Below are 14,938 nucleotides of genomic sequence, written 5' to 3' on the forward strand. Positions count from 1 at the left end.
ATCATCATGCAGGAACAAGACATTCAGCTGGCAGCGCGCTGTGCCCGTCTGGCGGAACAGTCGCGCCATGCCGCCACCTGGCTGGCCGACAATCGCGAGACCGTGGGCAGCGAATGCACCACGCTGCAAAAAGAGATGCGCCGGGCCGCCCGCTTTTTCGGCAAGTGCGAACAGGCCGCCCGCCGCAAGATGTGTGTGGGCGTCTTCGGCCCCAGCCAGTCCGGCAAATCCTACCTCATCTCGGCTCTGGCCCGCGACAGCCGCGGCGATCTGCTGGCGGACTTCTGCGGCCGGACGTCGGATTTCATTACCGAGATCAATCCCGAAGGCGGCAAGGAATCCACCGGGCTGGTGACCCGCTTCACCACCACGCCGCCCCAGGGGCTGACGCCGGACTTTCCCATCCGGCTGCGCCTGCTCTCCGAGATGGACGTGGTCCGCGTGCTGGCCAATACCTATTATGCCGACTGCGAACACAAGCAGATGCCCGATGCCGACGCCATGCGGTCCGCCCTCGAGCGACTGACCCAGACGGCCCGCCAGTCTTCGCCCAGCGCCAGCAGCGTCACCGCCGATGACGTGGAAGACCTGCGCGAATACCTCAACCGCAACTTTCTCTCCAAACCGCGCGTCCAGATGCTGCAACAGGGTTACTGGGCACAGGCCGTCAGCCTGGCCCCCCTGCTGCCCCTGAGCTATCGGGCGGAACTTTTCGGCATCATCTGGAACAACCAGCCCAAATTCCAGCAGCTCTTCCTCGAGCTTTGCCAGGCTCTGGAGGCCCTGGGCAACCCGGCCGAGGCCGACTGCCCGCTGGAGGCCCTGCTGCCGCGACAGACCAGCATCATCGACGTGGCCCTGCTGGCCGGGCTGGGGACCAACAGTGCGGAAGACCGCCTGACCCTGCTGGGCAAGGACGGACGCAAGGCCGCCCTGCCCCGTGCCGTGGTCACGGCCCTGACGGCGGAGATCACCATCTTCATGCGGGAACAGCCGGACGACTTCTTCTCCTACACGGACCTGCTGGACTTTCCGGGTTATCGCTCCCGCCTCAAGATCCTGGACCTGGACAAGGAGCTGGAACGCGAAGGCGCGCTGCAGAACCTTTTCCTGCGCGGCAAGGTGGCCTATCTTTTCGAGCGCTATTGCGAAGAGCACGAACTGACCAGCATGCTGCTCTGCATCGGCCCCGGCAACCAGGAGGTGCAGGATCTGCCCCGCGCCGTATACGACTGGATCTGCTCCACCCACGGCGAGAACCCGGCCCACCGTGCCGGCAAGGCCCCTTCCCTGTTCTTCGTGCTCACCAAGATGGACATGGAGTTCGAGAAAAAAGCCGGCTCGCCTTCCGTGGAACAGCGCTGGAACACGCGCCTGCAGTCCTCCCTGCTGGACTTTTTCGGCAAGCAGCATGACTGGCCCACCAACTGGGACGGCGCGCATCCCTTCCGCAACATCTTCCTGCTGCGCAACCCCAATTTCCGTTGCGAGGCCATCTTCACCTTCGATGCCCAGGGCAACGAGAGCGGTGTCCGTCCCGACCAGATCGCCTATGTGGAAGAAGTGCGCCGGGCTTTTGTGGATTCGCCGCTGGTGCGTCGCCATGTGGACGACCCCGAAGCCGTCTGGCAGGCGGCCATGACGCTCAATGACGGCGGCATCAGCCTGCTGCGCCAGCGTCTGCGCCCCCTCTGCAATCCCGAGCTCAAGCGGCATCAGATCGGTGTGGGGCTGGACGAACAGGCCGAACGCGTCCTGACGGCGCTGGGCGTCTACTACCAGAGTGACGACCGTGAGGAGCTGCGCCGCCAGAAAGAGACCCTGGCCCGCAATCTGGCCGTTTTGCTGGCCCGTGTGGCCCAAAGCCAGACTTTTGGCGAGATGCTCCACCGCCTGCAGGTCAGCGATCACGATCTGTACGCCCTGTGTGCGCAGGTCACCTCCGCCATGCCTGAAGCGGAAAACGGCGGGGCCGCGCCTGCCTCCATCGGTGTGCGCGTCTCGCAACAGGACATTTTGGACGACCTTTTCGGTGATGAAGCCCCTGTGGCCACCGAGGTGCCCGGCACAGCACCCGTCACAGGCAAGGACAGCGCGGCCGAACTGGCCGAAGCCGTGTTCGATGCCTGGGTGGAACAGGTCCGCCAGTTCGCGGCCGACGCGGAGACGCGCACCTTCTTTGCCATGCCCGCGCGCGAGCTGGACCAGTTCTGCCACGAGCTGCTGCTCTCGGCCCAGCGCTGCCGGGTGCGCCAGCAGATGGAAGAAGATCTGCGTGCCTGCTCCGCTTACAGCAACCTCGAACGGGAGCGCCTGCTCTGGAAACAGGCCAGTCTGGCCGCCGACGCCATCAACGCCTTCGTGGACTGGCTGGGCTTCGACCCGCGTCATCACAGCGAGCAGGAACGCACCATCATCTTCCGGGACAAGCCCGTGGTCCTTTTCCCGGCCGTCAGCGATCCCGTGGGCGAACCGCTCATCGGTGAAGTGGAAGCGCCCTACGACCGGCAGTGGTATACCGACTGGCTGCGCGCCCTGATGCACGGCATCACCGCCAACGTGGACTTCGACGGCCAGCAGATCCGCAACCCCCAACAGAACAAACGCCTGTACGACATCCTGCAGGCATTCAAAGGATAACGATGAAAGCCATCATTGCCCCTGATGCCGCGCGCACGCCCGGCGTGGCCGTCATCTGCGTGTACGATGCCCCCGGTGCGGGCCCGGCCGATGTGGCCATCTATTCGGGCGACGGCAAATACCTGTCCGCTTCCGGCTGGCAGGAAAGCCGCGTCTCCCTGCCCGTGGACGCCCATGATGATGACAGCGGCTGCCTCCGCCTGCAGGTAGGTGCCGCCGTAGTGGACAATCTGGACAAGCTGGAACGCTATCTGTTCATGGCCGGTGACCAGAAGTGCGTCCTCCAGATCAAGGATCTCGTCTATTCCCGCATGCAGGGCGGGGACGGCATGGGGCATGCGGCTTCCCCTGCAGCCGCGCCCGCGTCGCAGCCCGTGCTGCTCCCCGATCCAGAGCCGGAACCGGCCCCCATACCAGCACCGGCCCCCGATCCCGAACCGGAAGCGGAGCCTTCGCCGCTGCTGGCCGGAGCGCCGCTGGAGATGGATCAGCCCGCCGCGGAGACGGCGAAAGAAAAAAACTCCTCCGGCAGTCTGCTCTGGATCATCCTGGGCCTCGTCCTGCTGGCCCTGGCCGCTGCCGCGGTCTGGTGGTTCTTCCTGCGGGCCACGCCCCCGCCGCCTCCGCCCATGGCGCCACAAACTCCGGCGACCCGGCAGGAGGCGGCAGCGCCCCAGCAGACGGCACCGGCCGGGTCGGAGAAAGCTCCGGCGGCTCCTGCCGCGGTGGCGCCGTTGCAACAGGCCCGCGAGCATCTGCGCGGCACGGCTGATCCCGCCACCAGCCTGGAGCTGGCCCGCCCCCTGCGTACGCCCCAGGCCGGCAACGATGAGAGCGACGCGGCCTTCCTGCTGCTGGAAGACGCTGCCCAGAAAGGCAATGCCGAAGCCATGTTTTTGGTGGGCCAGTTCTATGATCCGCAGTCGAAGCTGCCGCGCGGCAGCATCCCCGCGGACATGAGCCAGGCGAAACACTGGTATGACAATGCCAAGAGCAAGGGCTATGCGGAAGCGGACAAGGCGCTAGCGGCCCTGCGCCGTCATGTGGAAGGCGAGGCCGCCAAGGGCAACGCCGAGGCCTCGCTCCTGCTGCGCGAGTGGAAATAAGGAGAAGATCATGCCCAGAACCTGCATCCGCTTTTTTGCGCTCCTGCTGCTCCTGCTGGTGGCCGTGCCTGCCCTGCAGGCGGCCCCCCTGTTGCAGGAAGGCAAGAAGACCCTGTACCAGCGCGTGGTCTCCCACCCCGGCGCCATGCCCCTGAAAGAAGCCCGCGACGGCGCTCCGGCCGCGCGTGAGGCCCTGGTGCCCTTTACCGTGCTCTATGTCTACGCCCGTCAGGGCGACTGGCTGCAGGTGGGCCTTGATACCCGCGCGCCGCTGGGCTGGCTGAAAAAGGATCAGGCCACGGACTGGAACCAGTCCCTGACCCTGCTGTTCACCCCGCGTACCGGCCGTGATCCCGTACTCTTCTTCAAGACGGAAAAAGATCTGAAAGGCCTGTGCGAAGCTGCCGACATGGAAAAGCAGCTAGACAGCCTTGTGGCGGCCGCAGCCGGCGGCAAGGATACGGCCGGCCTGCCCATCCTGGCTTCGGAACCGGCGGAGCAGAAAGGGGCCGTGGCCCAGAAGCGCTTCTACCTTATGCCCATTCTTGGCATGAACCGGGCCTTTGAAGGCGTGAACCTGCTGCAGGTGGCCTCCATCGATCCCGGCAGCAGCCAGTCCGGCGCAGTGGCCGGGCCGCCCAAGACCGGCATCGCCCTGGTCATGGACACGTCCATCTCCATGAAGCCCTATATCGACCAGAGCCGCGACATCATCCGCCAGCTCTATGACCGTCTGGAAAAGGACAAGATGACCAACAATGTGGGCTTTGCCGTGGTGGCCTTCCGCAGCAGTACGGAAAAGACCCCCAAGCTGGGCTACACCTCGCAGGTCATCAGCGATTTTGCCACGGCCAAGGACCGCAAGGCTCTGGAAAGCCGCCTGGCCAAAGTGGAACAGGCGACCGTCTCCAGCCATGACTTCAACGAGGACTCGCTGGCCGGGATCTATACGGCCATCGACTCCCTCAACTGGGGCCCCTATTCCACCCGCCTGATCCTGCTGGTCACGGATGCCGGACCCCTGCGCGGCGATGACCCGTACGCCTCGCAGCGTCTCGGCGCTGCGGAGATGAACGACCTTGCCCGTCAGAAAGGCATCTGGATCACCACCATGCACGTCAAGACGCCCGGCGGCAGCAAAAACCACGCCTATGCCGAGCAGGCCTACCGGGCCCTGAGCCGCCTTTCCGGCGATCAGGCCAACTATCAGGCCGTCAACGCCTCCAGCCACAAGGAGGCCGCCCGCCAGTTCGGCATCGTGACGAAGATCCTGACCACCTCCATGGTGGACATGGTCAAGAACACGGCCAGCGGCAAGATCATGACCCGTCCCAAGGACGAGGCCGTGCCCGCCACCGAGGAAGCCCAGGCCCGCCAGCTGGCGGAACGGCTGGGCTACGCCATGCAGCTGGACTATCTGGGCCGCAAGAACGAGAACCGTGCCCCGTCCGTAGTGGATTCCTGGATCGCGGACATGGACCTCAAGCGTCTGGCCCAGGGCCGTCAGGTGCCCAGCGTGGAAGTGGCCGTGCTGCTGACCAAGAACCAGCTCAGCGACCTCAGCACCCAGCTGAAGAACATCATCGACAACGCCGAACGGACCAAGAAGACCGATTCGCGCGACTTCTTCCAGGGCATCCTGTCCGCCTCGGCCCGTATGGCCCGCGATCCCAACATGCCCACTCAGGGCAAGAGCCTTGCCGAGCTGGGCGTGCTGGCCGAATTCCTGGACGGCCTGCCCTACAAGAGCGACATCATGCTGCTGCGTGAGGAAGACTGGTACCGCATGAGCATCGGCGAGCAGACGGCCTTCATCAACCGCCTCAAGTCCCGGCTGGCCCGCTACGAAGAATACGACCGCGACCGGGAAAACTGGGAAAGTTTCGGACAGAGCAACGCCGGGGACTGGGTCTACCGCGTGCCGCTGTCCATGTTGCCGTAAGCCGGGGGAAGCATGGAAAATACGGTCTTCTCCCTGCGCGATCTGCATGTCGTCCGCCCGGGCGCGGGCGCGTTCCGCCTGCATGTCCGCAGCCTGGACGTGCGTCAGGGGCAGCTGCTGGCCCTGACGGGCCCCAGCGGCTGCGGCAAAAGTACGGCCCTGGACGTGCTGGCCGGCATCCTGCGGCCCGACAGCGGCGACGGCTCCCGCTTCCTGCTGCGCACCGCCGATGGCGAGACGGACATGCTGGCCCTGTGGCGGGCGGGCCGTCTCGATGCCCTGGCCCGTCTGCGCGGCAAACATCTGGGCTATGTGCTCCAGACAGGCGGCCTGCTGCCCTTCCTTTCGGCCCGCGACAACATCCTGCTCCCCTGCCGCTGTCTGGGGAGCATGGGACGCCGTCTGGAGGCGGTCTGGAACATGGCCACGGCCCTGGGCATAGACCGACTGCTGCTGCAGATGCCCGCCAGCCTTTCCGTGGGCGAACGCCAGCGCGTGGCCATCGCCCGCGCCCTGGCCCACGGGCCCGCCATCGTACTGGCGGACGAACCCACGGCCGCGCTGGATCCGGACCAGTCCCGCAAGGTCCTGGGCATCTTTGCCGATCTGGCCCGACAGCAGGGGACCACGGTGATCATGGTCTCCCACGATCCGCAGATGGCCCGGGAGGCCGGGTTCACGCTGGTGCCCCTGGCCTGCTCCACTACGGAGGAGGGCCCCCTTTCCGTCATCGACCATCCCCAACGGTAACGCCATGCATACCCTTGTACAGATCTGCCACCTTTCCCTGCGGGATTACCTGCACGAGCGTCTGCTCTCCGCCTGTGCCGTCCTGGGGCTGGCGGCCGTCCTGGCGCCGCTGCTGATCCTTTTCGGCGTCAAGTTCGGCGTGGTGGAGACCCTGACCGAACGCCTGCGCAGCGACCCCGCCACGCTGGAGATCTCCCCCGTGGGCAGCGGACACTTTTCCACCGCCGATATGGACCGGTGGCGCGACGATGGCCGGGTGGCCTTCGTCATGCCCCGAACCCGCACCCTGGCCGCCACGGTGGAGCTGTTGCCGGAGCGGGGCACGCCCCTGCACGTCTCCATGGAGCCCACCGGCCATGAGGATCCCCTGCTGGCCCGCCATGCCCTGCCGGTACCGGCCCTGCTGCTGGACAGCGAGGACGATCCCGACCACCCGGGCCGCCTGCGTACGCGGGCCGCTGCCAGCGGTGTCGTGCTTTCCGCGCCCGTGGCCGAACGACTGGGCCTGCGGGCGGGCGACCAGCTGACCGGCAGGCTCGAACGCACCCGCAACGGCAAGGTGCAGGCCGTGCGCCTGCCGCTCAAGGTCATCGGCGTGCTGCCCCTGGCCGCCCAGCAAAAAAATGTGGCCTATGTGCCCCTGCCCTTCCTGGAAGCGGCGGAAGATTACCGCGACGGGCGCGCCGTGCCCCTGTTTGGCCCGGAACATGCCGCGGACGGCGACCAGCCGCCTGCCGAACGCCTGTATGCGGGCTTCCGCCTGTACGCCCGCAATCTGGATGACGTGGCGCCCCTGCGGGACTTTTTCCAGCAGCAGGGCATCACCGTCCATACCGAGGCCGAGGCCATCGATCAGGTCAGGCGCCTTTCCACGTCCCTGGACATCATTTTCCTGCTCATCGGCGGCGCCGCTGCCGCGGGCTTCACGGCCTCCACGACCAGCAGCACCCTGGCCGCCGTCCGGCGCAAGCAGCGGCTCCTCGGCCTGCTCCGTCTGGGAGGTTTTTCCACGCTGGAGCTTTTGCTGTTCCCCCTGTTGCAGGCCCTGCTCACGGCCGTGCTGGGCACGGGACTGGCGCTGGGGCTCTACGCGGCTGCCCAGGGCGTGGTCAACCGCATCTTTGCTGCCGGTCTCGACGATATGGAGCATGTCTGCCGCCTGTTGCCGGAACATGCCGTCGTGACCCTGGTACTGGTCTGCCTGCTCTCCCTGCTGGCAGCCCTGCTGCCGTCCCTGCGCGGTGCGCGTACCGAACCTTCGGAGGTCATCCGTGAGATCTAGGCTGCTCTCTTCGCTCCTCTTCCTCCTGCTGCTGGCGGCCCTGCCGGCAGCGTCCGCCGACGCAGCCCTGGCCAAACGGGGCGGTGAGGTCTCCACGGCCGATGCCTGCAACCCGCACCCGGACAAGGACGATATCGTCCTGCCCATGCCCGGCGGGCTGAGCATGGCCTTCCGCCTGGTGGCCGTTCCCAGCAAAGGCCTGCTCTGGGACATGTCCGCCCGGCCCGGCCGCGATGATGCCGCCAACAGCGACCGTGCCTTTTACGACCGCCGCTACCGGGCCTTCCTCTCCGCGCCCTTCTCCCGGGCCGACCTGCCCGCCCAGTGGCGTGCCCAGGCCCCGGCAGGCGACTACTTTTTCTATCTGGTGGCCAAATATGAAGTGAGCCGCCTGCAATGGCAGAGCATCATGGGCAACGGTACGGGAGAGCCTGTGACGGATGCGGCCCGGCCTGTGACGGACATCAGCTGGTATGAGGCCGTGGAGTTCACCCGCCGCTACACGGAGTGGCTGCTGCAGAATGCCGCCGATGCCCTGCCCCATTACGCCGGGGACAGCCGTAACGTGGGCTTTGTGCGCCTGCCCACCGAGACCGAATGGGAATACGCGGCCCGCGGCGGCCAGACGGCCGGGCCCGAGCAACTGAGGGAAAAGGATTTCTTTGCCCTGCCTGCGGGCGCTCCTCTGGCCGATTATGCGGTCTACCGTCCCGAAGGCGCGGCCCGTATCGCCGAAGACTGTGCCCGTATCGGCTCGCGCAAAGCCAACCCGCTGGGCCTGTACGATACGGCGGGCAATGCGGCCGAAATGGCGCTGGACATGTTCCGCTTTTCCGTGGGCGGCCGCCTGCACGGCTCCGCCGGCGGTTTTGTCCGCAAGGGCGGCTCCTTCCTTTCCGGCGAGGCGGAGATCATGCCCGGCCGCCGTGAGGAAAGCGCCTTCTTTCTGGCGGATGGCCCCGCACACGCCCGTGACCTGGGTTTCCGCCCGGTCATTTCCGGCATCAACACCCCGGGCGGCGACCGGCCTTCGGCCCTGCAACAGGCCTGGAACGCCGCGGGCCAGAGCAATCCCCTGGCCCGTGATGCCAGCCGCAATCCCCTGGAAGAGCTGGACAGGCTCCTTGCCGCCGCACCTGACGACAACAGCCGCAAAAACCTGCTGACCCTGCGCGAGGCCATCAAGGAAAACAACATCCTGCAGGAACAGCAGCAACAGCTGGAGATGCAGTCCACCCTGCGCACGGCCGTCTACATGCTGGAGACCATCCGCAACTACGCCAGCCGCCGCAATTCCCTGCAAAGCCAGTACGACAGCATGAAGCGGGACAGCCGGACCGCCAAGGGCGAGACCCTTGCCGCCCTGCGCCGGATCATGAAAACGGCCGAACAGGGGCTGGAGCAGTTCCAGACAGGCATCGACCGCTCCCTGTCCTTCTACCGGACCCGTGTGGAAGAGGCCGCCCGCCTGGACAAGAACGATTTCGAGCGGGCGCTTGCTAGCCTGCTCAAGGATTACGCGGGGGAAGACCTGTTCAACGAGAACATGCGCCGCAATGCAGAACTGCTGCGCCGTCATGTCCAGAGTGCACGGGCGGGCAGGCTCCCCGCAGACAAAGCCATGCTGCAGGAGATTCTGCAGGCACGCACCGGCAAATAAGCCCAGGCACTGTGCCTGGTCACATTCACGCCGCCATCGCGGCAAGCAACAGAGGAGATGAGCCAATGAACGACAAATTGCGCCTCGGCTGGATCGGCACCGGTGTCATGGGTCACGCCATGGCCGGGCATCTGCTGGCTTCCGGCTATCCGCTGACTGTTTACAACCGCACCAAAGCCCGCGCTGAAGGGCTGCTGGCCTGCGGTGCCCGCTGGGCCGACACGCCCCAGGAAGTGGCCCGGAACTCCGATGTCGTCTTCTCCATCGTGGGCTATCCGCGTGACGTGGAAGAAGTGATGCTGGGCGAGCAGGGCGCGCTGTCCGGCCTGGCCGAAGGCGGCATCCTCTGCGATATGACCACCTCCAGCCCCGAACTGGCCCGGCGCATCGCCGAAGCCGCTGCCGCCAAGGGCTGCATCAGTCTGGATGCGCCTGTCACGGGCGGTGACATCGGTGCGCGTGAAGCACGCCTGTCCATCTTTGTGGGCGGCGACAAGGAAGCCTTCGAGCGCGTGCGTCCCTGCTTCGAAGTCATGGGCAAGACCATCCTGCACTGCGGTGATTCCGGCAGCGGTCAAAAGGCCAAGCTGGCCAATCAGGTAGCCATCGCCGGGGTCATGTTCAGTGTTTGCGAATCCATGCTCTTTGCGCAGGAAGCCGGTCTGGACGTGAAGCAGTGGCTGGAGCTGGTGGTTCCCGGCGGTGCGGGCAGTGTGGCCATGGGGACCCTGGGCCGCCGTCTGCTGGGATGTGACTACGCACCCGGTTTCTTCGTGGACCATTTCGTCAAAGATCTGGGGTTCTGCCTGGAAGAATGCAAGCGCATGGGCCTGGTACTGCCCGGCCTTGCGCTGTCCGAACAGATCTACCGCATGGCCCAGGCCAAGGGCCACGGCAAGGACGGGACGCAGGTCCTGCTGCAGGTGCTTGCCGAGCTCTCCGGCAAACAGTGGCGGGCCCACGCCTAGACGATTGCAGAGGATACGCGGGGGAAGGCCTGCCTTCCCCTGTTTCCGCTTTTCCCCATGACTTCCCTGAAACAGCGGACATGCGCAGTTTTAGGAAGGAGGAACGAGCCCGGCCTGATCGTCCTGCTGCCGACAAAGCAGATTCGGGAGCTCCGGCATATTTTTTGGGGGGCAGCTGATGTTTTTTGTTGACATCATCAGGGAAGGCGCGTAGAAGACTTTTCTTGTGTCGGGATGTAGCGCAGTCTGGGAGCGCACTTGAATGGGGTTCAAGGGGTCGAAGGTTCAAATCCTTTCATCCCGACCAGAAAGCAGAAACCCCAAGGGATCTACGGAAACGTGGATCCCTTTTCTGTTTTTGGGATCTGCCCTTTCCCTCTTTCCGGTATTCCGGCTTGCCAGTCATTCCGCGAAGCCGGACCATACGGGACAAACTTTCCTCGCCGTTCCCCAAATCATGGGAATGGCATCGGCCCTGACCGACCTGGCAGACAGCAGACAAATCCATCGTCCACAAACAAAAACGCCACGAAGGTATCCTCCGTGGCGTTTTTCGTATGTGCAAAACATCCGGGACCGGCAAACAGCCGCCATGCTTTCGGCAACTCCGCTGTCCCCTCTGTCTACAGGAACAAAAACTTCTAGGGACGACCCTCGCGTTCCACTTCGCCTACCCAGCGGGAAAGGCGCGTGCGGGAATAGCGGTCTTCGGCTCCATCCAGCTTTTTGAATCCCTTGATGTTGGCCTCCAGCCAGGCCTTGTCCGTCATCAGGATCTCGCAGGCCTTGCGGGCCCGCTGCTGAAAGGCATTGAGGGCGGCACCGTCAAAGGCGATGTCCCTTACCTGGGCTTCCGGGACAGGTTCATGATATTCCATGATGACCTGGGTCTTGCGGAAGTTCAGCAGCAGCTTTGCCCTGTACGCAAGACAGGCGGCATGATCCGTACAAAACGGATCGCTGTCGCCGTCCAGCTGCATAAGGCTTTCGTAAAGGGTCTCTCCCTTATAGGCATACTGCTGCGCCCGGATGGCCGGGAACGCCGGATGATGCGCGGCCTCCCACTCCCAGGTCCCTTCCGTGTCCGCCACGGCCGTCACCAGAGTGCCGGTACCGTTACCGTAGACAGCGAACCAGATACGGGCATCCCCATCCACCGAATGCCGCGTTTTGGGACGCAAGGTCCGGTTCCCCAGACCTTGCAGCCGCATGTCCGCAGCAGGAGCAAAGGTCAGCGGGGGACGGGCACGGGAAACGATGACCGTCTGGTCTGACGCGGCCAGCTGGCCCGCTCCCCGCAAAGGAGGTTGTCCCCCCATAAAGAAAACAAAAACAGCCACAGCAATGATGGCAACAACTATCAGCAGGATTTTCATGGTTCCTCCAGAGCGCTTGGCAGACCGGAGCCATACGTCCGCCGCAAGCATGTTAACCGCATCCATGACGGAGCAAAAGCCCTGTCGCGCAGAGGTTCGGATCCGGGCAGAGAGCCTGCAACAGCAGATCTTACCCCCTGAAAACAGAAAAGGGACCTACGTTTCCGTAGATCCCTTGGGGTTTCTGCTTTCTGGTCGGGATGAAAGGATTTGAACCTTCGACCCCTTGAACCCCATTCAAGTGCGCTCCCAGACTGCGCTACATCCCGACGCGAAGATGTAGATAGACGAAGACAGCAGGCTTGTCAATAAAAACATCACATTTTTTCAAAATAGCTATCTCCGCCCTTCTGTGCAAAAAATGGCAAGGCTGTCGACCGGAGGTCTCCATTCCTCCACCCTGCAGGGGCACGCCCCGTACTGACCTTGCCGGCAGGAGCTGATCGCGCCTCTTCATATGATAGAGGTCCGCATGCAGCGTGCCGCATCTCCCTGCGGCAGCCTGCTGTCCGCATCCCTCATGTCGCACAAGCGATAAAGAAAGGCACAGCCGCACGCCACTTCCGGAAGAAATGGCCCGGAGTGCAAGGCGAAGCTCATATGCCCTGCCGTATCCTCCAGGACAGGCTTTTCCCACCTGCCTGCCCTCAGGGCGAAAACAGGACCGAATCCTCAGGCGCCCAAAAACAGAAAAGGGACCTACGTTTCCGTAGATCCCTTGGGGTTTCTGCTTTCTGGTCGGGATGAAAGGATTTGAACCTTCGACCCCTTGAACCCCATTCAAGTGCGCTCCCAGACTGCGCTACATCCCGACGCGAGAAAAAGAAGTACGCTCGACCAGCCTCTTTGTCAACATAAAATTCTTTTGAGAAAAAAATTTTTTGCTTTTGTGAAATTTTAGGGCAATTTCTGCCGTTTTCGTTACATTGTGAAGCATTTCTCAGCCCTTACGAACATCCGGACACATTGCCAACTTATTGATTTCCATTAACTTTCAAATGTATTTTTGCCTGATGGAACTCCACGGAGCTTGTTTTTTTCTTCTTTTGCCAGAATATTTTTCATAAAAACCAAGCATTCACCTGCATTGACAAAAAAAATTTCCTGTGTAGAAGACAGATGGCCGCGCAGCCTGGGGGGTCAGGATGCCGGCTGGATTTTCCGGTTTCCCCTACTTGTGTGACATATTATTTCATAGTATGTCACACGGAAGGGATTTTTTCACCAGGTTGAGAAACCTGTAATCAGGAGGTTGGATATGACAACCAAATCGGCCTTTAATGAAGACAAAGTAGCCCTGCTGCTTGGCTGCATTATCTTCATCTTGGGCCTTGGCAAGTTCGCTGGACTGGATCTCCTTGGCTGGGTGGTAAAAATCGGCATGTGGGTCGATAGCCCCGTCGATGCCTGGAAGCCCGCTACCAAGGGCATGATGGCCGGCTGGCAGTCCCTGCTGGCTACCTATGTGTTTGTGACCGGTCTGCTGGCTATCGGCGTCAAACTGATGAAGGGCAACGTGGGCCGCTTCGTGGGCTCCTTCACCGTGATCTTCTTCATCGCCATCGCCTGCTACACCGCCGGCGCCAACGCCTACATCGCTGCTAACCCCACTCAGCTGGCTAAGCAGGGTATTCCGTGGGCTCTGGGCCTGAGCACCGAAGCCGGCCTGATCGCCGCTCTGGTCATGGGCATCCTGATCAGTAACTTTGCCCCCAGCGTTGCTGACTCTCTGCGCGATGCCTGCCGCCCCGAGCTGTTCGTTAAGATCGCCATCGTGGTTCTGGGTGCCGAACTGGGTGTGAAGGCCGCTGATGCCGCCGGTTTTGCTGGCCACATCATCTTCCGAGGCCTGTGCGCCATTGTTGAAGCTTACCTGCTGTACTGGGCCGTGGTTTACTACGTTGCCCGTAAGTACTTCAAGTTCAACAAGGAATGGGCCGCTCCTCTGGCTTCCGGTATCTCCATCTGCGGTGTGTCCGCCGCTATCGCCACTGGTGGCGCCATCCGCGCCCGGCCGGTGGTCCCGATCATGGTTTCTTCCCTGGTCGTTGTGTTCACCTGCATTGAAATGCTGATCCTGCCCTTCATCGCTCAGACCTTCCTGTACACCGAGCCCATGGTGGCCGGCGGCTGGATGGGCCTGGCCGTGAAGTCCGACGGTGGCGCTATCGCTTCCGGTGCCATCACCGAATCCCTGATCCTGGCCAAGATGGCCGGTCTGGGCACTGAATGGGAACCCGGCTGGATCGTGATGGTGACCACCACCGTCAAGATCTTCATCGACATGTTCATCGGTATCTGGGCTCTGGTCCTGGCCTACATCTGGACGGCCAAGTTCGACAAGACCCGTGGCGACCGCACCATGACCTGGGGCGACGTCATGGACCGCTTCCCCCGCTTCGTGCTGGGTTACCTGGGTACCTTCCTGGTCCTGCTCATCGTCTGCCTGAGCACGCCTGAACTGCACAAGGTCGGCAAGGCCATGTCCGGCGCCATGAACGGCTTCCGCGTCATCTTCTTCCTGATGACCTTCTTCAGCATCGGTATGGTTTCCAACTTCCGCAAGCTGATGGAAGAAGGCATCGGCCGCCTGGCCATCGTGTACATCGTCTGCCTGTTCGGCTTCATCATCTGGGTCGGTCTGTTCATTTCCTACGCCTTCTTCCATGGCATGACCCCGCCGGTGGTTGGCGCCTAGTTTAAAGGAGAACAATGATGGAAGACAAAGAAGTCAAATTCCACGAAGAAGTCCAGAAGATGGAATACGAGCCCCTGGATGAGACTGAAATGAAGCTCATCCACTGGAGCTGGGGCCTGGGCGTGGGTCTGCTGGTGGTGCTGTTCCTCATCAGCAAGTTCGTGATGACCACCCACTAGACCTCGGGCTGCTAAACACGTAATAAGGATGCCGGGAAGGGCCTGCGCCCTTCCCGGCTCTTGCGTACAAAGGACAAGTATCATGCCGCGTTATCATCTGCGTTACCTTAAGGGCCCCAACTATACCCTGAACCTGGAGTATGACGGCATCGTGGAAGCCTCTTCCTTTGAGGAAGCCCTGCGTCCCCATACCGACTGGCCCATTACGGAAAGCTACGACCATGCCACGGCTACGGCCTGGAATCCCGGTACCTGCATGTATTATCAGGAAATGTGGGAAGCTGCCCTGCTTCCCGATGCTGACAAGGGACAGCAAAGCTAGCACCGCACGGAGCTG

The 14,938-nt window shown here is 62.9% G+C and carries 11 protein-coding genes and 3 tRNA genes; 11 read left to right on the forward strand and 3 right to left on the reverse strand.

What is annotated here, in order from left to right:
- The first annotated feature begins 6 nt into the window (after positions 1-6).
- The 8 genes from Q4I12_RS11745 to Q4I12_RS11780 all read left to right on the forward strand — a co-directional run bounded on the left by Q4I12_RS11745 (position 7) and on the right by Q4I12_RS11780 (position 10,655).
- Entirely contained in the window at positions 7-2,640 is a 2,634-nt protein-coding gene (locus Q4I12_RS11745) for a virulence factor SrfC family protein (protein WP_302261648.1), read from the forward strand.
- A 2-nt stretch (positions 2,641-2,642) separates the two neighbouring features.
- On the forward strand, positions 2,643-3,746 hold the full coding sequence (locus Q4I12_RS11750) for an SEL1-like repeat protein (RefSeq protein WP_302261649.1): 1,104 nt from the start codon (positions 2,643-2,645) through the stop codon (positions 3,744-3,746).
- 10 nt (positions 3,747-3,756) lie between these two features.
- Positions 3,757-5,688 carry a vWA domain-containing protein gene (locus tag Q4I12_RS11755; RefSeq protein ID WP_302261651.1) on the forward strand — a complete coding sequence of 644 codons (1,932 nt, stop codon included), beginning with the start codon at positions 3,757-3,759 and terminating at the stop codon, positions 5,686-5,688.
- Positions 5,689-5,700: 12 nt separating this feature from the next.
- Positions 5,701-6,438 carry an ABC transporter ATP-binding protein gene (locus tag Q4I12_RS11760; RefSeq protein ID WP_302261652.1) on the forward strand — a complete coding sequence of 246 codons (738 nt, stop codon included), beginning with the start codon at positions 5,701-5,703 and terminating at the stop codon, positions 6,436-6,438.
- A gap of 4 nt (positions 6,439-6,442) precedes the next feature.
- Positions 6,443-7,720: an ABC transporter permease gene (locus Q4I12_RS11765; RefSeq protein WP_302261653.1), complete on the forward strand. Its 1,278-nt coding sequence runs from the start codon at positions 6,443-6,445 to the stop codon at positions 7,718-7,720.
- Complete coding sequence (locus Q4I12_RS11770; protein ID WP_302261654.1) at positions 7,710-9,380, forward strand: formylglycine-generating enzyme family protein; 1,671 nt, start codon at positions 7,710-7,712, stop codon at positions 9,378-9,380. Before Q4I12_RS11765 ends, Q4I12_RS11770 begins: the two co-directional genes overlap by 11 nt.
- Positions 9,381-9,445: 65 nt before the next feature.
- Positions 9,446-10,348 (forward strand): NAD(P)-dependent oxidoreductase, encoded by a 903-nt coding sequence (locus Q4I12_RS11775; protein WP_302261655.1) that lies wholly within the window; start codon positions 9,446-9,448, stop codon positions 10,346-10,348.
- Positions 10,349-10,578: 230 nt separating this feature from the next.
- A tRNA-Pro gene (locus Q4I12_RS11780) sits at positions 10,579-10,655 on the forward strand.
- Positions 10,656-10,989: 334 nt separating this feature from the next.
- Here the strand turns inward: Q4I12_RS11780 and Q4I12_RS11785 are convergent.
- From Q4I12_RS11785 to Q4I12_RS11795, 3 genes are all read right to left on the reverse strand, one after another.
- Positions 10,990-11,724: a DUF4851 domain-containing protein gene (locus Q4I12_RS11785; protein WP_302261657.1), complete on the reverse strand. Its 735-nt coding sequence runs from the start codon at positions 11,722-11,724 to the stop codon at positions 10,990-10,992.
- A gap of 192 nt (positions 11,725-11,916) precedes the next feature.
- A tRNA-Pro gene (locus Q4I12_RS11790) sits at positions 11,917-11,993 on the reverse strand.
- A gap of 466 nt (positions 11,994-12,459) precedes the next feature.
- A tRNA-Pro gene (locus Q4I12_RS11795) sits at positions 12,460-12,536 on the reverse strand.
- Between the two features lie 446 nt (positions 12,537-12,982).
- On the opposite strand from Q4I12_RS11795, the gene Q4I12_RS11800 reads away from it, so the two are divergent.
- The 3 genes from Q4I12_RS11800 to Q4I12_RS11810 all read left to right on the forward strand — a co-directional run bounded on the left by Q4I12_RS11800 (position 12,983) and on the right by Q4I12_RS11810 (position 14,923).
- Positions 12,983-14,422, forward strand: a complete 1,440-nt coding sequence (locus tag Q4I12_RS11800; RefSeq protein ID WP_168935947.1) for a putative sulfate exporter family transporter — start codon at positions 12,983-12,985, stop codon at positions 14,420-14,422.
- 14 nt (positions 14,423-14,436) lie between these two features.
- A complete protein-coding gene (locus Q4I12_RS11805; RefSeq protein ID WP_006005257.1) occupies positions 14,437-14,601 on the forward strand; it encodes a hypothetical protein in 165 nt (54 codons plus the stop codon).
- Positions 14,602-14,683: 82 nt separating this feature from the next.
- Entirely contained in the window at positions 14,684-14,923 is a 240-nt protein-coding gene (locus Q4I12_RS11810; RefSeq protein ID WP_006005256.1) for a hypothetical protein, read from the forward strand.
- The last annotated feature ends 15 nt before the right edge of the window (positions 14,924-14,938 follow it).

Origin of the sequence: Desulfovibrio piger (assembly GCF_951793255.1) — a bacterium.
Taxonomy (GTDB): Bacteria; Desulfobacterota; Desulfovibrionia; order Desulfovibrionales; family Desulfovibrionaceae; genus Desulfovibrio.